Source organism: Mesorhizobium sp. M0998, from assembly GCF_040318885.1.
Taxonomy (GTDB): domain Bacteria; phylum Pseudomonadota; class Alphaproteobacteria; order Rhizobiales; family Rhizobiaceae; genus Mesorhizobium.
Genome location: NZ_JAMYND010000020.1, coordinates 51,641 through 71,173, shown reverse-complemented (window position 1 = coordinate 71,173; position 19,533 = coordinate 51,641). Strand labels below are relative to the sequence as shown.

The 19,533-nt window shown below is 62.8% G+C and carries 13 protein-coding genes; 5 read left to right on the top strand and 8 right to left on the bottom strand.

What is annotated here, in order from left to right:
• The first annotated feature begins 123 nt into the window (after positions 1-123).
• Positions 124-1,779, top strand: a complete 1,656-nt coding sequence (locus tag NKH59_RS19785) for a lysine--tRNA ligase (RefSeq protein WP_353022795.1) — start codon at positions 124-126, stop codon at positions 1,777-1,779.
• On the opposite strand, the gene NKH59_RS19780 is transcribed toward NKH59_RS19785, so the two are convergent.
• The 7 genes from NKH59_RS19780 to NKH59_RS19750 all read right to left on the bottom strand — a co-directional run bounded on the left by NKH59_RS19780 (position 1,742) and on the right by NKH59_RS19750 (position 10,695).
• Complete coding sequence (locus NKH59_RS19780) at positions 1,742-2,581, bottom strand: thermonuclease family protein (protein WP_353022794.1); 840 nt, start codon at positions 2,579-2,581, stop codon at positions 1,742-1,744. The genes NKH59_RS19785 and NKH59_RS19780 overlap by 38 nt on opposite strands.
• A gap of 11 nt (positions 2,582-2,592) precedes the next feature.
• Positions 2,593-3,237 carry a S24 family peptidase gene (locus tag NKH59_RS19775; protein ID WP_352501699.1) on the bottom strand — a complete coding sequence of 215 codons (645 nt, stop codon included), beginning with the start codon at positions 3,235-3,237 and terminating at the stop codon, positions 2,593-2,595.
• Between the two features lie 82 nt (positions 3,238-3,319).
• Positions 3,320-5,539 (bottom strand): 3-hydroxyacyl-CoA dehydrogenase NAD-binding domain-containing protein, encoded by a 2,220-nt coding sequence (locus NKH59_RS19770; protein ID WP_353022792.1) that lies wholly within the window; start codon positions 5,537-5,539, stop codon positions 3,320-3,322.
• A 12-nt stretch (positions 5,540-5,551) separates the two neighbouring features.
• Positions 5,552-6,760 (bottom strand): acetyl-CoA C-acetyltransferase, encoded by a 1,209-nt coding sequence (locus NKH59_RS19765; RefSeq protein ID WP_352541294.1) that lies wholly within the window; start codon positions 6,758-6,760, stop codon positions 5,552-5,554.
• 32 nt (positions 6,761-6,792) lie between these two features.
• Positions 6,793-7,962 carry an acyl-CoA dehydrogenase family protein gene (locus NKH59_RS19760; protein ID WP_352977709.1) on the bottom strand — a complete coding sequence of 390 codons (1,170 nt, stop codon included), beginning with the start codon at positions 7,960-7,962 and terminating at the stop codon, positions 6,793-6,795.
• Positions 7,963-8,199: 237 nt separating this feature from the next.
• Positions 8,200-9,996, bottom strand: a complete 1,797-nt coding sequence (locus tag NKH59_RS19755) for an acyl-CoA dehydrogenase (RefSeq protein WP_352541292.1) — start codon at positions 9,994-9,996, stop codon at positions 8,200-8,202.
• 237 nt (positions 9,997-10,233) lie between these two features.
• On the bottom strand, positions 10,234-10,695 hold the full coding sequence (locus NKH59_RS19750; RefSeq protein ID WP_023677331.1) for a MerR family transcriptional regulator: 462 nt from the start codon (positions 10,693-10,695) through the stop codon (positions 10,234-10,236).
• Positions 10,696-11,247: 552 nt separating this feature from the next.
• Here NKH59_RS19750 and NKH59_RS19745 point away from each other — a divergent pair.
• From NKH59_RS19745 to NKH59_RS19730, 4 genes are all read left to right on the top strand, one after another.
• Positions 11,248-15,108, top strand: a complete 3,861-nt coding sequence (locus tag NKH59_RS19745) for a peptidoglycan-binding protein (RefSeq protein ID WP_353022791.1) — start codon at positions 11,248-11,250, stop codon at positions 15,106-15,108.
• Between the two features lie 191 nt (positions 15,109-15,299).
• Positions 15,300-16,223, top strand: coding sequence for a sulfite exporter TauE/SafE family protein (locus NKH59_RS19740; protein WP_023676949.1), 924 nt, complete (start codon positions 15,300-15,302; stop codon positions 16,221-16,223).
• Positions 16,223-17,014 carry a TIGR02186 family protein gene (locus NKH59_RS19735; protein WP_352448631.1) on the top strand — a complete coding sequence of 264 codons (792 nt, stop codon included), beginning with the start codon at positions 16,223-16,225 and terminating at the stop codon, positions 17,012-17,014. Before NKH59_RS19740 ends, NKH59_RS19735 begins: the two co-directional genes overlap by 1 nt.
• A 108-nt stretch (positions 17,015-17,122) precedes the next feature.
• Positions 17,123-18,379 (top strand): Hsp70 family protein, encoded by a 1,257-nt coding sequence (locus NKH59_RS19730; protein ID WP_352470096.1) that lies wholly within the window; start codon positions 17,123-17,125, stop codon positions 18,377-18,379.
• 5 nt (positions 18,380-18,384) lie between these two features.
• On the opposite strand, the gene NKH59_RS19725 is transcribed toward NKH59_RS19730, so the two are convergent.
• Positions 18,385-19,287, bottom strand: coding sequence for a LysR substrate-binding domain-containing protein (locus NKH59_RS19725; protein WP_353022789.1), 903 nt, complete (start codon positions 19,285-19,287; stop codon positions 18,385-18,387).
• Positions 19,288-19,533 lie beyond the last annotated feature (246 nt).

Genomic DNA, 19,533 nt, shown 5'->3' with positions numbered 1-19,533 from the left:
GGGGCGCTTAATCTTCTTGCCTGATCACGGTCCTGCCCGAAAACCGGGTTCCACTTTTCGGGATCATGGTCTAGAGCATGCGGCTGCCGGCATCGATGCCGGCAAAGTTGCAGGAATAGCATCATGGCCGAACGACAGCCGATCGATCTCAGCCCGGAAGTCCTCGCCGCCGCCGCCGAAAGCAAGGCGTGGCCATTCGAGGAAGCGAAAAAGATCGTCGCCCGCTACGCGAGCAGCGGCTACCCGGAAACGGTGCTGTTCGAGACCGGCTACGGCCCGTCCGGCCTGCCGCACATCGGCACGTTCGGCGAGGTGGCGCGCACATCTATGGTGCGCCACGCTTTCCGCGTGCTGACTGAAGACAAGGTCAAGACGCGGCTGCTGTGCTTCTCCGACGACATGGACGGATTGCGCAAGGTGCCGGACAATGTGCCTAACAAGGACATGCTGCGCGCCTATCTCGGCAAGCCCCTGACCAGGATACCGGACCCGTTCTCCAATGAGTATCCGTCCTTCGGCGCCGCCAATAACGCACGGCTGCGCGCTTTCCTCGACCGTTTCGGCTTCGATTACGAATTCGCTTCCTCGACCGACTATTATACTTCCGGCCGCTTCGACGGGACGCTGCTCAAGATGCTCGAGCGCTTCGATAAGGTGATGGCAATTATGCTGCCGTCACTGCGCGAGGAGCGGGCGCTGAGCTATTCGCCCTTCCTGCCGATCCATCCCAAGACCGGCATCGTCATGCAAGTCGCGATCGACGAGCGCAAGCTCGACGCCGGCACCATCGTGTGGCGCGACCCGGACACCGGCGAGCGCTTCGAGACGCCGGTGACCGGCGGTCATGCCAAGCTGCAATGGAAGCCAGATTGGGCGATGCGCTGGGCAGCACTCGGCGTCGATTACGAGATGTCCGGCAAGGATCTGATCGATTCCGTCAAGCTCGCCGGGCAGATTTGCCGCGCGCTCGATGCTCCGGCACCCGAGGGCTTCAATTATGAGCTGTTCCTCGATGAGAACGGCCAGAAGATCTCGAAGTCGAAGGGCAATGGGCTGACCATCGACGAGTGGCTGACTTACGCGCCGACCGAGAGCCTTAGCCTTTATATGTTCCAGCGCCCGCGAACCGCGAAGAAGCTTTATTTCGACGTCATCCCGAAGGCGGTAGACGAATATTACACGTTCCTCTCTGCCTATCAGAGGCAGGACTGGAAGGAGCGGCTGGGCAATCCGGTCTGGCACATGCATGACGGCAATCCCCCGGCAGTCGACCTGCCGGTTCCGTTCTCGCTGCTGCTCAACCTGGTCAGCGCCTCGAATGCGCAGAACAGGGACGTGCTGTGGGGTTTCATTTCGCGCCACGCGCCGGGTGTGACGCCGACAACCCATCCCGAGCTCGACCGGCTGGCCGAATATGCCATCCGCTATTTCGACGATTTCGTGAAGCCGGCGAAAGTGTACCGTGCTGCCGACGCGGTCGAGCGCGAGGCGCTGACCAAGCTTTCGGAAGCGCTCGCCGCGCTGCCGGCTGATGCCGACAGCGAGGCAATCCAGAACGCTGCCCTCAATGTTGCGCGCAAGATCGAGCGCTACCAGGATCATTCCAAGCAGAGCCCGGAGGGCGGACCCGGTGTCTCCGTCGCCTTCTTCCAGATGATCTATCAGGTGCTGATAGGTCAGGAACGCGGGCCGCGCTTCGGCTCCTTCGCCGGGCTCTACGGCATCGCCGAAACGCGCGAGCTCATTCAGCGGGCGCTGGCTGGTCAGCTGGCGGCATGAGGACGCCGTCTTGCTCCTCCAGGATCGAGCTAGGCGCTACAGGCGCGGATCGCGACGCAGCAGCCGGGAGCGGCGGCAGGCCTGAAACGCTCGGCGCCGGCCCGAAGACGCCTTTTTTTGCTGCACGCGCCTTCTCGCCGGCTTCTGCGTAAGGGCCGCCCTTGGCGGCGCGCGCCCAGCCATTTTCGACCAGCCATTGGCCGATATCCTGATTGCCGATCCGGCACTCGGCGGCGATCAGATCACGACCGCCTTCGGGCGGCACGGCACAGACCACCGCACGACTGCGGAGAAAGGCGCGGAAGGCCGTTCGCGCCCGAATGCCGCAATTCCAGGACTCGCCGCCGTCGGTGCAAGTCTCCTCCTGCTTGACGATGTCGATACCGGAAACCGCAATCGAATAGCCCTTTGCTTCGATGACCCCGGCGGCCGACGCGACGGGCTGGAATAGTTTCGTGCCTTTCCAGTCGTCGGGCATTTTCGTTTTTGGCGGCTTGGGCGGTCCGGCCAATGCCAGATCGCTCAACGGGGCGCGCGGCTCTATCCGTTCAAGCTCGTTGGAACCGAGCTGCGGCGGCACCACGATGTCTGGATCGATTGCCCTCGAATGCGCCGCCTGCTTGGCTGGCACTGGTTTCGGGATGGCCGACGTAGCCGGCGCGGCGGGCTGCGGTTCAGCGCCGACCTGGATTTGCTCCCAGGGGCCGCCGCTTTCGCTCTGGACGGCGCGGCCGCCGGCGACAATTGCCGTGGCCATCGCCGGGATCGCCAGAACAGCCAAGGCAAGGTGAGGCAGACGCACCGGCCCCGCGCCTACTGGCTTGCCCAGACAATCCGCGCCACCCATTCGACATCGCGCATGGGGATGTCGCGGTCCGGGTGATCGGGATTGAGGGAGACCAGCGCGATCGACCTCGGTGTCTGGCGGTCGAGCACCTTGGCCATCACCTCGCCGGCATTGGTCTTGACGACGACGCGATCACCCTTTCGTATGGTAGCCCCCGGCTCGACGATCAGGACATCGCCATTGCGATAGAGCGGCAGCATGGAATCGCCCTGGACCTTCAAGGCATAGGAGGTCTCGGTTGCCCGTGCCGGAAGCTCGATCAGGTCCCATCCCTGCCCCGCTGGAAACCCGGCGTCGTCGAAGAAGCCACCGGCGCCCGCCTGGGCGAAGCCGAGCAGCGGCACCGACGATCTCTGCACGGATAGTGCGCCGGAATTACCCCGACCCTCGACCAGCCCCGCAAATTCGTCCAGCGAGGCGCCGGTCGCCTCAATGATCTTGGCCAGCGATTCGGTCGACGGCCAGCGCGGCCGTCCATCTGAGGACAGCCGCTTCGATTTGTTGAAGGCGGTCGAGTCGAGGCCTGCGCGCCTGGCCAGTCCGGAGGCCGAAAGCGAATAACGCTCGGCGAGAGCGTCGATGGCGGCCCAAACGCGGTCGTGCGAGAGCACCTTGCTCTTCCTTCGAAACAGGAAAAAATACCTTCTCTGTTCTACCCCTTGGCCGCCATCTTGTCCACCGCTGAAGACGGCGTCAGGCTGCCTCCTTGGCCTCGTCCCTGGTATAGGGATCGAAGCGCTCGTAGAAGGTCTCGCCCTTCTCGGCCATATCAAGCAGCAGCTTCGGCGCCTTGAACTCGGTGCCGTATTTCTTCTGCAGGCGCTTGGCGATTTTGACGAATTTCTTAGCGCCGATGCCGTCGATGTAGGACAGTGCACCGCCTGTATAGGGCGCGAAGCCGAAGGCCAGGATCGAGCCGACATCGGCCTCGCGTGGGTCGGTAACGATGCCCTCTTCCATCACCCGTACCGCCTCAAGCGCGATGGTGACCAGCAGCCGCTGCTTCAGTTCCTCATAATCGACCTGCTCCGGCGCCAGCTGCGGGTAGAGATCCCTGAGGCCTGGCCACAGCTTCTTCTTGGCCGGTTTTGCCGGATAGTCATAGAAGCCCTTGCCGTTCTTGCGGCCCAAGCGACCATGCGTGTCGACTATCGTGTTGATCAGCGCCATCTGCTTCGGATCGACCGCCTTGTCGCCGAGGTCGCGCATGGTCTGCTTCATGATCTTCTGGGCAAGGTCGATCGCGGTCTCGTCGGTCAACGCCAGAGGACCGACCGGCATGCCGGCGGCTTTCGCCGCATTCTCGATCATCGGCGCCGGAACACCTTCGATCAGCATCTTGTAGGCTTCCGACATGTAGCGCAGTACGCAGCGATTGACGTAAAAACCGCGCGTATCGTTGACGACGATCGGCGTCTTCTTGATGGCGCGGACGAAGTCGATCGCGGTGGCCAGCGCCTTGTCGCCGGTCTTCTTGCCGAGGATGATCTCGACCAGCATCATCTTGTCGACCGGCGAGAAGAAGTGGATGCCGATGAAATTCTTTGGCCGCGCCGAATTCCTGGCCAGCGATGTGATCGGTATGGTCGACGTATTCGAGGCGAAGATCGCCGACTGCTTGAGCACAGCCTCGGCCTGTTCGGTGGCATCCTTCTTGATGGCCGAGTCCTCGAACACCGCCTCGACCACAAGATCGCAGCCGGCAAGATCCGCGTAATCGGCCGTCGGCGTGATCAGCGACAGCAACCGATCCTTGTCCTGCGGCTTGGCACGGCCCTTCTTCACCTGATCCGAGATAAGGGTCTCGGAATGCCCCTTGCCCTTGGCGGCGGACTCCATGTCACGGTCGAGCAGCACCACCGGAATGCCGGCCTTGGCCGTCACATAGGCAATGCCAGCGCCCATGAAGCCGGCGCCGAGTACGCCAATCTTCTTGAACTTCGTTTCCGGCACACCGGCCGGGCGGCGCGCGCCCTTGTTCAGTTCCTGGAGCGACACGAACAGCGAACGGATCATCGCTGCCGCTTCCCTGGTCTGCATAATCTCGGTGAAATAGCGTTGCTCGATCCGCAGGGCGGTGTCGAACGGCACCAACAAGCCCTCGTAAACGCATTTCAGGATGGCGGCAGCGGCGGGATAATTGCCATAGGTCTCTCGGCGCAGAATGGCGATGGCCGGCGGCCACAGATTGGCACCGGCCACCGAATAGATCGGGGCGCCGGGCAGCTTGAAGCCCTTTTCATCCCATGGCGCCACCGGTTTCAAGCCGTTCTTGATCATCGCCTTGGCGGTTTCGACCAGCTTGTCCGGCTCGGCAATCTCATGGATCAGGCCCATCGACTTGGCCTTCTGAGGCAACAGCGTCTGGCCGGACGTCAGCATTTGCAGCGCCTGCTGCTGGTCGGTCAGCCGTGGCACGCGCTGGGTGCCGCCGGCGCCCGGAAAAATGCCGATCTTCACTTCGGGAAGCGCCATCCTCACTTTGTCTGAATCGGCCGCGACACGGCCATGGCAGGCGAGCGACAATTCGAACGCGCCGCCCATGCATGTGCCGTTGATCGCCGAAACCCATGGCTTTCCGGAAGTTTCCAGCTTACGGAACAGGCCGTTCATGGTGCCCGCATTGTCGAACAGCGCCTTGGTCGCCTTCTCCGGGTCCTTCGCCTTGTCGGCGGCGAAGGTCGCCAGCATCTTCTGCAGCATGGTGATATCGGCGCCGCCCGAGAACGTATCCTTGCCGGAGGTGATCACCGCGCCCTCTATCGCTACATCGCTCGCCACTTTGTCGACGATGGTATTCAGTTCGAGCACCACCTCCTCGGTGAAGACGTTCATCGAACGGTCCGGCATGTCCCAGGTGACCAGCGCAATGCCGTCGGCGTCGATGTCGAGGGTGAAATTGGTGTAGCTCATCATCTCTCTCCGTCAGACGCGTTCGATGATCGTTGCGGTGCCCATGCCGGCGCCGATGCAAAGCGTCACCAGCGCGGTGTTGAGGTCGCGGCGTTCCAATTCATCCAGCACCGTACCGAAGATCATCGCACCGGTGGCGCCGAGCGGATGGCCCATGGCGATGGCACCACCATTGACGTTGATCCGATCATGCGGAATGTCGAATGCCTGCATATAGCGCAGCACCACCGAAGCGAAGGCCTCGTTGAGCTCGAACAGGTCGATGTCCGACAACTTCATCTTCGCCCGCTTCAACAGCTTCTCGGTGACGTCGACGGGGCCGGTCAGCATCAGCACCGGTTCGGAGCCGATGTTGGCGAACGCACGGATGCGTGCGCGCGGCTTGAGGCCGAGCGTCTTTCCCGCCTTTTTCGAGCCGAGCAGCACGGCCGCCGCGCCATCGACGATGCCGGAGGAATTGCCGGCATGGTGGACGTGGTTGACCTGTTCCACCTCGGGATGCTTCTGCACGGCGACGGCGTCGAAGCCGCCCATTTCGCCCGGCATGACAAAGGACGGATTGAGTGCGGCTAGCGACTGCATGTCGGTCGAGGGCCGCATATGTTCGTCGTGGTCGAGGATGGTCAGGCCGTTCTGGTCCTTGACCGAGATCACCGAATTCTTGAACCGGCCCTCGCCCCACGCCTTGGCGGCACGCTTCTGGCTTTCGACTGCGTAGGCATCGACGTCGTCGCGCGAAAAGCCGTATTTGGTGGCGATCAGGTCGGCCGAGATTCCTTGCGGCACGAACCAGCCGGGCAGGCCGACCGATGGGTCCATGAACCAGGCGCCGCCGGAGGCGCCCATGCCGACGCGCGACATCGATTCGACGCCACCGGCGATGACGACCTCGTCGGCGCCCTGCGCGATCTTGGCGGCGCCGAAATTGATGGCGTCGAGGCCCGAGGCGCAGAAACGCGATATCTGCATGCCAGGCGCCTTGGTGTCGTAGCCGGCCTCGAAAGCAGCAGCACGTGGAATGACCGCACCCGCCTCGCCAACCGGATCGACACAGCCGAAGATGATGTCGTCGACGGTACCGGTGTCCAGCCCGTTGCGGTCGCGGATGGCCTCGAGCACCTTAGCGCCGAGCCGCACCGCCGGCACTTCGTGCAGAGAGCCATCCTTCTTGCCCCTGCCGCGCGGCGTGCGCACGGCATCATAGACATAAGCTTCGGCCATTTTCCTGCTCCTTGGGTTTGCCGAAAAGTCGCTCAGAGCGAGCGCCCGATCAGCAATTTCATGATCTCGTTGGTGCCCCCGTAGATGCGCTGGACGCGGGCGTCGCGAAACATGCGCGCAATCGGATATTCATTCATGTAGCCATAGCCGCCATGCAATTGAAGGCATTCGTCGACGACTTTTCCTTGCAGGTCTGACAGCCAGTATTTGGCCATCGAAGCGGTCACCGGGTCGAGGCCGCCGTTAATGTGGCGTGCAACGCAGTCATTATAGAAGACGCGGCCGATGGTCGCCTCGGTCTTCAATTCGGCAAGCTTGAACTGGGTGTTCTGGAATTCGATGATGGCCTTGCCGAAGGCCTTGCGCTCCTTGACGTAGTCGATGGTAAGCGCCAGCGCCCGCTCGACCATGGCAATAGCAGTGGTGCCGATCTGCAGCCGCTCCTGCGGCAATTGTTGCATCAACTGGACGAAGCCCTGGCCTTCGTCGTTGCCGAGCAGGTTCGAGGTCGGCACACGTACGTCGTTGAAGAACAGTTCCGACGTGTCGTTGGCCTTGAGGCCGATCTTGTCGAGGTTGCGGCCGCGCTCGAAACCCTCCACCTCGTCGGTCTCGACGACGATCAGCGAGATGCCCTTGGCGCCCTTCTCAGGATCGGTCTTGGCAACGACGATGATGAAATTGGCGAGCTGGCCGTTGGTGATAAAGGTCTTCGAGCCGTTGAGCTTGTACTGGTTGCCGTCCTTTTCGGCGCGCGTCTTGACGCCCTGAAGGTCGGAGCCCGCACCGGGCTCGGTCATGGCGATGGCGCCGATCAGCTCGCCGCTCGCCAGCCTCGGCAGCCACTTCTTCTTCTGCTCCTCCGAGCCGTAGTGGAGGATATAGGGGGCAACGATCGAATTGTGCAGGCCAATGCCGAACCCGTCGACGCCGACATGGCCGATCGCCTCGATAATGGCGCTCTCATGCGCGAAGGTGCCGCCCGATCCGCCATATTCCTCCGGCATCGAGGCGCACAGCAGGCCGGCAGCACCCGCCTTCAGCCAGCTCTCGCGGTCGACCATTTCGTTCTTCTCGAACTCGTCGTAACGCGGCGCGATCTCTTCCGACATGAAGCGGTGCGCCATGTCGTAAAGCATGCCGACCTCGTCCGCCGCCCAGGCGGGCTTGGGAAGGCCAAGGATTTCGGCGGGGTGGGTCATGGTTTCTCCCTCGCGCCGACGTTCCCCTCCCCCTCGAGGGGAGGGTGGCCGCGAAGCGGCCGGGTGGGGTCGCCGATGACTTGCTCGACCTTATCTTTTACAACCTGCGCCATGTGCCACGGCATTGCGATCATTTTCCTCCAAGGCATGCACCAGAATGGAGGTCGGCGCACTGCACGCAGGACCCCTCCCGGCCCTTCGGGCCACCCTCCCCTCGAGGGGAGGGGAACGCCGAAGCTAGAACGCTTCCGCCGGCAGTGCCATCAATGTGTCGGCACCGCTGGAGATGCGGGCAAGATGCGCCGACGTTTCCGGCATGATCCGCTCTATGAAGAAGCGCGCCGTCACCAGCTTGTTGTCGTAGAAAGACGAAGCGCCGTCAGCGCCATCAGCCAATTTCGCTGCGGCCACCCTGGCCATCCGGGCCCACATATAGCCCAGCGCCACCAGGCCGAAGAGATGCATGTAGTCGGTCGAGGCGGCACCGGCATTGTCGGGCTTGGCCATGCCGTTCTGCACCAGCCACATCGTCGCCGCCTGCAGATCGTTGAGGCCCTTTTTAAGCGCCTTGGTGAAGGGCGCCATCGTCTCGTCGGTGCGGTTCTCCTCGCAGAACTCTCCGACTTCCCTAAAGAAGGCCTGGACCGCGCGGCCGCCATTCAAGGCCAGCTTGCGGCCGACGAGATCGAGCGCCTGGATGCCGTTGGCACCCTCATAGATCATGGCTATGCGGGCATCGCGGACGAACTGGCTCATGCCGTGTTCTTCTATATAGCCGTGGCCGCCGAACACCTGCTGCGCCATTACCGCGTGATCGAAACCCTTGTCGGTGAGCACGCCCTTGACCACCGGCGTCATCAGGCCGGTATAGTCGTCTGCGACCTGGCGATCTTTGTCGTCACCGGAGCGGTGAGCGATGTCGGACTTGATTGCCGTCCACAGCGCCAGCGCGCGCCCGGCCTCGTTGAACGCCTTCATGGTCATCAGGCTGCGGCGGATGTCCGGATGGACAATGATCGGATCGGCCTTCCTGTCCGGCGCCTTCGGTCCTGACAGCGAGCGGCCCTGCAGACGGTCCTTGGCGTAGGAAACCGCATTCTGATAGGCGACCTCCGATAGCGAGAGGCCCTGCAGGCCGACGCCAAGCCGCGCCTCATTCATCATGGTGAACATTGCTTTCAGCCCGCCATTGGCCTCGCCGAGCAGCGTGCCTTCAGCGTCGTCGTAATTCATGACGCAGGTCGAGTTGCCATGGATACCCATCTTCTGCTCGATCGAGCCACAGGAGACGGTGTTCTTCTCGTCCGGATTGCCTGAGGCATCGAGCTTGAGCTTCGGCACGATGAACAGCGAGATGCCCTTCACGCCATCCGGCGCGCCCTCGATACGGGCCAGCACCAGATGGACGATATTGTCCGACATGTCATGCTCGCCGGCAGAGATGAAGATCTTCTGACCGGAGATCCTGTAGGTGCCGTCGCCATTGGGGACGGCCTTGGTGCGCAGCAAGCCAAGATCGGTTCCGCAGTGTGGCTCGGTCAGGTTCATGGTGCCGGTCCAGGCGCCCTCGACCAGCTTCGGCAACCATGTTGCCTTCTGCTCTTTGGTGCCATGGGTGATGATCGCAGCGATCGCGCCTTGCGTCAGGCCGGCATACATCATCAGCGACATATTGGCCGACACCATGTATTCGGCAACCGCAGTGTGCACCGCGTAGGGCAAGCCTTGCCCGCCAAACTCGACAGGTGCCGCGAGCCCCATCCAGCCGCCTTCGCGATACTGGTCGAAAGCTTCCTTGAAGCCTTTCGGCGTCGTTACCGAACCGTCGTCATGGCGCATGCAGCCTTCCACGTCGCCAACGCGGTTCAGCGGCTGCATCACGTTTTCGGCGAGCTTCGCGCCCTCGGCAAGGATGGCCTCGAGCACATCAGGTGTGGCGTCGGAAAATCCGGGAAGATTGGAATAACGCTGATATCCCAGCACTTCGTTCAGCACGAACAGCGTGTCCCGGACCGGCGCTCTGTAGATCGGCATGCGTTTCCTCCACCATGCGGTCTTGGCCCCGAAATCAGCCCCAGCATATGAGGATGGCAGACGGACCAACGTTGTGGTCGAGATAACAAATATTGACGTTTGCGTAAACGTCAATTCTGTGCTGAGGCAAATTTTCTCCCGCGCGCCAGGGCGACAAACGACAAAGCACGGCAAACGACGAAGAACCACGCAGCGAAAGCCGCGCGGCTCCTATTCGTCACAAATCGAAAGCTTAGTTTAGCTCGCCACACTGGCCTGCGGCGTCGAGCGCTCGATCAGCATTTGCCGGACGGTCGACATCGAAGCACTCAGTTCGCTGATGGCATCGTCGATCAGCGCCCGCTGCTTCTGCAGGCGGGCAAGCTGCTTCTCCGACTTGTCGAGCGCCAGCCGCAATTGCTTGGTGTTGGAGCCGTTCGGATCGTAGAGGTCCATCATCTGCTTGACGTCACGCAGCGAGAACCCGACCTTGCGGCCAAGCAGGATCAGCTTCAGCCGGGCCCTGTCGCGGCGTGTATAAAGACGGGTCGAGCCGTCGCGCTGCGGGTTGAGCAGACCCTTGTCCTCATAGAAACGCAGCGTACGCAGCGTCACTCCGTATTTCTTGGCCATTTCGCCGATGCGGACAAGCTCTTCACCGGCTTCGCTCGACATATCGTTGGTGTTGGCCGCGGCTTGGCCGGGCGAAATAAGTTTCATGGTCACTGGCTTTCCCCGTCTGGTGGCGTCGCGGTCGCCGACCTTGCGTCGCCTGAGTGAAAGCGGGGGCGTGCTTCCACTCGTGGTTTCAACAAACAAATCGCAAACGGCGTAATCCGCTCATTTACGTTTACGTCAATTCTATATCGATAGCCGCCTCAGCACGCAAGAGTGTTCTGGTCTTGCAACTTTATGCCGCAGCACCAGCGGACAACCTAAAAGGTCGTTGCCGATTTCGGGAGCGATCATGCGGCTGATCAAAATTCTACAACGTCTTTTGCGCGTCCAAAAAAAGACACCCGGCGCCGTCGGCAGCCAGCCGACAAAGTTGCAACTTCTTAAGCTTGGTTAACGCGTTGTTTACCACGTTGGGGCGAAATGTGCGCATGTCGGTTACCCGTGTCTATCCTGTACTGAATTTTTCACGGTTTTTCGGAGCGCGGATGAGACCGGGAAGCTCGTCTTCCACTGCAACAAGCCAAGCAGTCGCCTTCGTCCCGGCAGGACTTTGGGAACCTGGTGAAAGCCAGCAATTCTGAAACGGGCGCATTGATGAACAGCAAGCGGTCCTACCTCGATACACTCAACGCCGGCAGGCAACGCCGGCCGCACACGACGCTTGAAGAGCTCAACCGCTCCCTGGAAACTCTGGAGCAGCGGCTGGAGCGGACGCGCGAGGAGACGGCAAGCCACGCCGATCCGCGCCGACCAGCGGCAGAACCACGCTATCCCAGCGCCCAACCCTATGGCCAGCAGCGCCGGTATGAGGATCCACGCGCGCAGCGGTCGAAAGGTCCAGCAGCGGCTTTCGACCAGAATTACCAGGCGATCGCCCGCGATATCGACCGGGTGCGGGGCCAGGAGGACGGCGTCGCCCTAGCCGGCAAGATCGCCGGCGAATTGCGCGGCCTGCGCGAAGAGTTGCGCCAGCAGATGACCTCCGGCCTGCAACGCGAGTTCGAGGTACTGCGCAAGAATATTGAGCGAGCCTTCCAGTCAAATGGCGGCGGCAAAGGCAGCGCCGAACTCAGCGTCGAATTCGAGCGGCTTTCCGGCGCCATCCAGACACTGGCCGAAAAAAGCGACGACAGAACCGTCAATATGCTGCGGCTCGAGCTTGAGCAGGTCAAAGCCGCGCTCGATACGCTGGCGCGCGAGGAGAGCGTGCAGGCGGTCGGACGCCGTTGGGACGATTTCGACCGCCGCTGGAACGCTTTCGAGGATCGCGTCGAGGCCGATCAGCGCAAGCGTTCCGATGCACCCGGCCTGTCGGCGCTAACGGAGCGGCTCGAACAGATCAGCAATGCCGTCAGCAATCTGCCGGAATCGCTGTCGCTGCGCTCGCTCGAGGAAAAGGTCCGCACGCTTGCCGGAGCGGTCGACCATTTCGCCCGCCAGCAGGACAATCGCGGCGGCGACACATTCAGTCAGATCGACGAGCGGCTCGACGAGATTTCCCGCGCGATCGTCGCCTCGACGGTTGCCGCGCAAGCCAATTCGTTCGACCCCGAGCCCTTCGAACGCATCGAGAAGCGGATCGATTCACTGGCCCAGCAAATCGAAGAAGTGTCGCAGGATCGTCCGGGTCGGGAGGTCATCGACCGTCTCAACACATTGTCGAGCCGCGTGGATGAACTGGCCGGCCGAGCCAATCTGCCGGAACAGGCGATGGAGCGCCTTGCCAGGCAAGTCGCGCTTATTGCCGACAAGATCGACCACGCACCTGCCATGCCCGACGCCGACTACATCTTCCAGGGGCTCGAGCAGCGCTTCGACGTGCTGTCCAGCATGATGGAACGTCGCCAGGGCGACGCAATCGAACAAGGCAACATGCTGTTTCGCGACCTTGAGCACCGGTTGGACGAGGTCGCCGACAGGCTGGACCAGCGCATGCCGCAGGTCGATAGCGCCGGCATCATGGATGCCATCGACGCCCGCTTCACCGCGCTGGCCAAGCGGATTGAGACGCGCGTTCCAGATCCCGCTAACGAGGCGGCGATCCGTGGCCTGGAGAGCCGGCTCGAAGACATCTCAAGCCGGCTGGATTCGTCCGCGGCACAGGTCGCCAGCATCGACCCGGCGTTGATCCGCAGCCTTGAAGCGCAGGTCGCCGGCCTGACGGCGCATCTTTCCAAGTCTGGCACGCCGCTGCCGGAATTCGACGACATCAGCCCGCGTCTCAACGAAATCGAGAAGTCGCTGGCCGGAACCCGCGATTCCGTCCTCGGCGCGGCGCGCGAGGCGGCTGAGAGCGCCGTCCGCTCACTGGCCGGATCAAGCGCCAACACGGCGGCCGTTACCGGCCTCGCCCAGGACCTGAAGACGCTCGAGGCACTGACGCGGCGTTCGGACGAGCGCAATTCGAGAACGTTCGAGGCTATCCACGATACGCTGCTCAAGATCGTTGACAGGCTTGGTTCATTGGAGACGGGCGAACCGGCAAGCGCGGAGTTGAGCAAGCGTTTCGGCCGGCCATCCAAGATCTCGGTACAGGACGCACCGTCGATGGACCTCGACCAGCCGCTGCCGTTGACAGGCAGCATGGCCGATCTCGACGGCCGCGCCGCGGCGCTCGTGCGCGACGAGCCAGGTCCGCGTACGCCAGCCGAGGCCGCCGCCGCAGCAGCCCTGGCGGCTCTCGGTTCAGACACGACGCGTGAAAAATCCGAGCAAGGCGGCGGCAGGAAATCGATGTTAGGCGGGCTGGCGCGCGCCTTGAAGGGCAAGAAGGACGCCGAGATGCCGCCGCTTGCAGGCTCGGCGCAGAGCGCCGAGATACCGAGCGTCGATCTCGACGAGCCCCTCGACCCCAAGCTCGCCAACCGGCCGCTGGAACCCGGCTCCGGCGCACCCGACCTCAGCGCCATCATGAAGCGCGTGCGCGACGAGCGCGGGCAGCCGACCCGGGAAGGCGGCGCTGAGGCGGCGAAATCGGACTTCATCGCGGCAGCCAGACGGGCTGCGCAAGCGGCGGCTGCCGAGGCGGACGCCCTCAAGCGCCAGTCGACGATGAAAGGCCCGGTCAAGGCACTCAGGATCGGCGACCTGCTCAAGGCGCGGCGCAAGCCGATCCTGATGGGGGCAATCGCCATTATGCTGGCGCTTGCCGGCCTGCAACTGGGCAAAGCCTTCTTCTCCGACCCGGTCGAAGTCACCAACAATGAGGCGGCACCGGCCGTGGCCGTACAGCCGGTGGAAACCAATTTGGCCAGCGTTGCCAGCGAGCCGAAGGCGGACGCGCAGACGACACCACAGGAGAGCGCGCCGTCGCCCACCGTCAGGCAGGCAGAGCCATCCGCATCGATGACAAAGGACGACACGGCGGCGCAAACCGGCCCCGCTACACCGGCAGCCGAGACATCGACGGCGCCCTCGGCTTCCGCGGAGCCCGCTGACCTGGCGGCGCAAGACACCGCGGCCGCAGTGCCCGCGCCGGCAGCGGCGACGGCCAGCGACGCCGAGCCAATGGCTGCCGCGCCTGCTATAGCCACCGCTGCGACGCAGGACACGACCGGCACGGTGCCGCCGGCGGATGCTGCCGCGGCAGGCGTTGCCAAGATCGACGTTCCGGCCGATGCCGGTCCGGCCGCCCTGCGCGATGCAGCGGCGGGCGGCGACGCCAAGGCGCTGTTCGAGATCGGCTCGCGCTACGCCGAGTCTCGCGGCGTCAAAGAAGACATGGCGGCGGCGACCAAATGGTATGAGAAAGCTGCCGAACTCGGTTTCGCGCCGGCAGAATACCGCATCGGCAATTTCTACGAGAAGGGCATCGGCGTCGCACGCGACATCAAGAAAGCGAAAACCTGGTACCAGCTTGCCGCAGCGCAGGGCAATGCCAGCGCGATGCACAATCTTGCCGTGCTGTTTGCGATGGCGGCGGATGGCGTGACTGACAATGAATCGGCAGCGCGCTGGTTCCAGGCGGCGGCGGATCTCGGTGTCAAGGATAGCCAGTTCAATCTCGGCATCCTCGCGGCGAAGGGCGTCGGCATGAAGCAGAACCTCGAGGAGAGCTACAAATGGTTCGCACTCGTCGCCAAGACCGGCGACAAGGATGCGGCGGCCAAGCGCGACGAGATCGCCAAGGCACTGAGGCCCGAGCAGCTGGAGCGTGCGCGGGCCGCGGCTGAACTGTGGAAGGCCAAGCCGCTCGATCCAACCGCCAATTCGGCCGACGTTCCTGAATCGTGGCAGGACGGCACACCGCAGACGACCGCCGGCATCGACATGAAGAAAGCGGTCCAGAACATCCAGCGCATTCTCAACAAGAACGGCTACGAGGCCGGCAATCCCGACGGGATGATGGGCCAGAAAACCAAGAACGCGATCATGGCCTTCCAGGCCGACAACGATATGAAGGCAACCGGCGCGATCGACGAAAAGCTGGTCAAGGCGCTGCTTGCGCGTAAATAACGGCGGATGCGTCGTTTCCGCGACGCCCTTGCCACAGATTTGCCTGTTAACTGATTGAGTTGTTTTTTGTTTCGGCGGTGCGGCGAAGTTTGACTTCACGGCCCGGCCGGCGCAAGAACGAGATAGCCTTCTGACGCAAAATGCCCGCAACGGTTGCATTCGCCAGGAGGCAAACTGATCGAGACTGACGGGTGGGCATCTATCTCCCGATCGCGGAAATTTCCGTCAACATCTTCGTGCTGCTGGCCATGGGTGCGGCGGTGGGTTTCCTGTCGGGCATGTTCGGCGTGGGCGGCGGCTTTCTCATTACGCCGCTGCTGATCTTCTACAACATACCGCCGGCAATCGCGGTCGCCACCGGCGCCAACCAGGTCATCGCTTCCTCCTTCTCCGGCGCCCTGTCGCACATGAAGCGCGGCACGCTCGACTTCAAGCTTGGCGGCGTGCTTTTAGCCGGCGGCATCGTCGGCTCGACTGGTGGTATCTATGTCTTTGCGCTCCTGCGCCGGCTCGGCCAGCTCGACCTGTTCATCTCGCTGCTCTACGTCGTGCTGCTCGGCACCGTCGGCGGACTGATGCTGGTCGAGAGCGTCAATGCGCTGCGCGCCACTCGCAGCGGCGCCGCACCGGTGTTGAAGAAATCCGGCCAGCATAATTGGATCCACCGCCTGCCGCTGAAGATGCGGTTCAGGGCCTCGAAGCTCTTCGTCAGCGTCATTCCGGTGCTTGGGCTTGGCGCGGCGATTGGCTTCCTGTCCTCGATCATGGGCGTCGGCGGCGGCTTCATCATGGTGCCGGCCCTGATCTACCTTTTGAAAGTGCCGACCAACGTCGTCATCGGCACCTCGCTGTTCCAGATCATCTTCACCTCGGCTTACACCACGCTGGTCCACGCCACCACCAATCAGACGGTCGACGTCATGCTCGCCTTCCTGTTGATGGCAGGCGGCGTCGCCGGCGCGCAATATGGCGCCAAGGCTGGTCAGAGGCTGCGGGGCGAGCAACTCAGGGCACTGCTGGCGCTGCTCGTGCTGGCGGTAGCCATCCGGCTTGCCATCGATCTTTTCGTCACGCCGCCCAATCTCTATTCTCTGTCCGGCGTGGGCCTGAGCTGATGGCCGGCCTAAGGACGCTCGCGGCCGCCGTCTTGCTGTCGCTGCTGGCTGCTGCGCCACCGGCGAAGGCGCAGGCGCCACTAACCGAAAACATCCAGATCGGCCTTTCCACCGACAATGTCTCGATTACCGCCGGCTTTTCCGGCGCCGACCTGACCATTTTCGGCTCACTGGAAAATGCCGATCCGCTTGTCGCGCGGCAAGGGCGCTACGACGTGATCGTCGTGCTGGAAGGCCCGGCTCGGCCGGTCGTCGTGCGCCGCAAGGACCGGGTGCTCGGCGTCTGGGTCAATCTGGAGTCGGAGACCTTCAAAAACGTACCTGTCTCCTATTCGGTGGCGACGACGCGGCCGCTGCAGGACGTCACCGATCCGAACAGCTACAAGCAGCTGTCGCTTGGCGCCTCCAACCTCTATTTGCAGCCGGCCGACGCGGAGGACAGCCCGGCGACAATCGAGGAGTTCACCGCCGCGCTGCGCGAACGCAAGGCGGCGACCGGCCTCTACAGCGAGAATGTCGGCGGTGTGCAGTTCCTGTCGCAGAACCTGTTCCGCGCCACCGTCAGGCTCGCCCCAAACGTTCCGGTCGGCACCCATAAGGCCCGCGCCTTCCTGTTCAAGAGCGGCTTGTTCATCAAGGAAAGCTCCGCCCAGCTCGAAATCCGCAAGTCCGGTTTCGAACAGTCGATCTTCCGCGTCGCGCACGACTATTCCTTCCTCTACGGTGTCTTTGCCGTATCGCTTGCCATGCTGACCGGCTGGCTCGGAAGACTGGTGTTCAGGAAAGACTGAACTCTCGTAAAAGTGGTTTCCCTTTCCGAGGGTATGGGTTAGACCGCGACCCCCGGCCCGACCGGACACGAGCTGCTGCTCCCCAAATCAGAAATACAGGAACGCACGATGCGACCAGCATTCGCCGGGATCGACTTCGGCACTTCGAATTCCACCGTAAGCGTGGTCAGGAACGGGCAGCCGCGGCTGGTGGCGTTGGAAGACGGCCAGGTCACGCTGCCCAGTGCGGTATTCTTCAATTTCGAGGACAACCACACCTATTTCGGGCGACGCGCCCTTGCCAATTATACGGACAGTATCGAAGGCCGCCTGATGCGCTCGTTGAAGAGTGTGCTCGGCAGCTCGCTCGCCCACGAAAAGACGCGCATCAAGGCGCGCTCGATCGGCTTCATGGAGATTGTCGGCCTGTTCGTCGGCCATCTGAAAAAGAAGCTGGAAGAAGAAGCCCATGACGCGGTCGACAGCGTCGTGCTGGGACGGCCCGTGCAGTTCGTCGACGACGATGCCGAGGCCGACGCCAAGGCGGAGCACGAACTCGAAAACGCCGCTCGTGCCCACGGCTTCAAGCAGATCGCCTTCCAGTTCGAACCGATTGCCGCGGCGCTCGACTACGAACAAAAGGTGACGCGCGAGGAACTGGCGCTGATCGTCGACATGGGCGGCGGCACGTCCGACTTCTCAATCGTGCGGGTCTCGCCCGAGCGCGCCCGCTCGCTTGACCGCAAGGACGACATCCTGGCCAGCCGCGGCATCCACATCGGCGGCACCGACTTCGACCGGCTGCTGAGCATCGCCCATGTGATGCCGCAGCTCGGCTATCTCTCACCGACCAAGGATGGCAAACGTAATCTGCCGGCGAGCTACTTCATCGACCTGGCGACGTGGCAGCGCATCAACCTGGTCTATACCGCGAGGGCGATGACGCATCTGCGCCAGATCCGCTATGAGGCGGAGCACGCAGACCTGGTCGACCGCTTCATCCACATCGTCGAGCATCGTTACGGCCACGCGCTGGCGGCGCTGGTCGAAAAGGCCAAGATCAAGCTGACGGACCGATCGTCGGCCGATGTCGAGGTCGCGCTGCCCGAGGTGAGGTTCACGGCAGAAATCACGCGCAAGGGTCTCGAAGCCACCATAGCCAGGGACATTGAGCGTGTTGCGGCTACGGTCGAGCAGACCATCCGCGACGCACAGGTGAAGGCCTCGGACATCACCGCGGTGTTCCTGACCGGCGGATCGACCGCGATCCCGCTGGCCAGGCAGCAGATCCTGGCGCTGGTGCCGCAGGCGTCGGTAATCGAAGGCGATGTGTTCGGCTCGGTCGGGCTTGGGCTGGCGCTCGACGCGCAGCGGAAGTTCGGCTGATCGGCTTAAAGCGGCGCGGATCTCTCAGCTTTGCCGCCAAGATGCGCCTTGAGCGCCATCTGGGCCAGGCTTGGCTGCCGGTCGCGATGCGTGATCATGGCAAATTCGCGCTTCGGCAGATCGACCGGCACAGAACGCAGGCTGCCTTCGGCGACCGCGCGGGCGACGACGAGTTCCGAGATGATGCTGGCGCCGGCTCCGGCCTCGACCGCCTGGCGAATAGCCTCATTGCTCGGCAATACCAGGAATATCTGCAGGTCCGCGAACGAAACCCCGTCGCGTCGGGCAAGGTCCTCCAATGCCTCGCGCGTGCCCGACCCGCCTTCGCGAATGATCCAGCGAAGCCCGCCAAGGTCGGGATGTCCAGGCGAAACTTCCGCGATCTCCGGGTGCGAGCGCGCCACGACCAGCATCATGCGATCGATATCGACCTTGGCACGCCGCAAAATGTCGGATTCGGTGCGCCCCTCGACCAGGCCAAAATCGGCTACGCCATCAAGTACATTGGTCTCGACCTGCCTGGTGTTGCCAATGCTCACGCTCAGCCTGACGGCAGGATAGGCTTCGTGGAAAGAGGCGAGCCGGCGCGGCAGCCAATAGCTGGCGATGGTCTGGCTGGCAGCTATCGAGAGACTGCCTGATATCGTCTGCGAGACATGCTCCAGCACATTGTGGGCCGCCGCAGCCCGCTCGAGGACCGCCTTGGCTTCGGGCAAGAATCGGCGTCCGGTCTCGGCGAGCTCGATGTTGCGGCCGACGCGGTTGAACAACTGGACGCCATGCTGCTGTTCGAGCGAGCGGATGGCGGCCGACGCGGCCGACTGTGAGATGCCCAGCAACTCGGCCGCTTTGGTCATGTGCGCCCGTTCGGCGACGGCAACGAAGATCCGCAACTGGTCCAGGGTCATTCCGACACTAAGAAGCAAATCCGATTGGAATTACAAGAGCAAGTTGTTAGACGGATCGGTCGCTTTGTTCTAAATTTTGACCCGAAATTGGAAAAAAGTCGCGCCAGAGCAGTCGAGGGTAGAATTGGTGGGGCGGTTCAAATCCGTGTTTGCGCACTGGACCCGCAGCCTGCGGCGGCGGCTCTTGGGTGAACGCTATCGGCCGGAAGAGCATTACATGCGCGGCCCCGGCCCGAAGACGAGAGC

What these genes read in the sequence shown, in the direction of transcription:
- NKH59_RS19785 (WP_353022795.1), top strand. Translation starts at nt 124, where the DNA reads ATGGCCGAACGACAGCCGATCGATCTCAGCCCGGAAGTCCTCGCCGCC.
- NKH59_RS19770 (WP_353022792.1), bottom strand. Translation starts at nt 5,539, where the DNA reads ATGAGCTACACCAATTTCACCCTCGACATCGACGCCGACGGCATTGCG.
- NKH59_RS19765 (WP_352541294.1), bottom strand. Translation starts at nt 6,760, where the DNA reads ATGGCCGAAGCTTATGTCTATGATGCCGTGCGCACGCCGCGCGGCAGG.
- NKH59_RS19760 (WP_352977709.1), bottom strand. Translation starts at nt 7,962, where the DNA reads ATGACCCACCCCGCCGAAATCCTTGGCCTTCCCAAGCCCGCCTGGGCG.
- NKH59_RS19755 (WP_352541292.1), bottom strand. Translation starts at nt 9,996, where the DNA reads ATGCCGATCTACAGAGCGCCGGTCCGGGACACGCTGTTCGTGCTGAAC.
- NKH59_RS19750 (WP_023677331.1), bottom strand. Translation starts at nt 10,695, where the DNA reads ATGAAACTTATTTCGCCCGGCCAAGCCGCGGCCAACACCAACGATATG.
- NKH59_RS19745 (WP_353022791.1), top strand. Translation starts at nt 11,248, where the DNA reads ATGAACAGCAAGCGGTCCTACCTCGATACACTCAACGCCGGCAGGCAA.
- NKH59_RS19735 (WP_352448631.1), top strand. Translation starts at nt 16,223, where the DNA reads ATGGCCGGCCTAAGGACGCTCGCGGCCGCCGTCTTGCTGTCGCTGCTG.
- NKH59_RS19730 (WP_352470096.1), top strand. Translation starts at nt 17,123, where the DNA reads ATGCGACCAGCATTCGCCGGGATCGACTTCGGCACTTCGAATTCCACC.
- NKH59_RS19725 (WP_353022789.1), bottom strand. Translation starts at nt 19,287, where the DNA reads ATGACCCTGGACCAGTTGCGGATCTTCGTTGCCGTCGCCGAACGGGCG.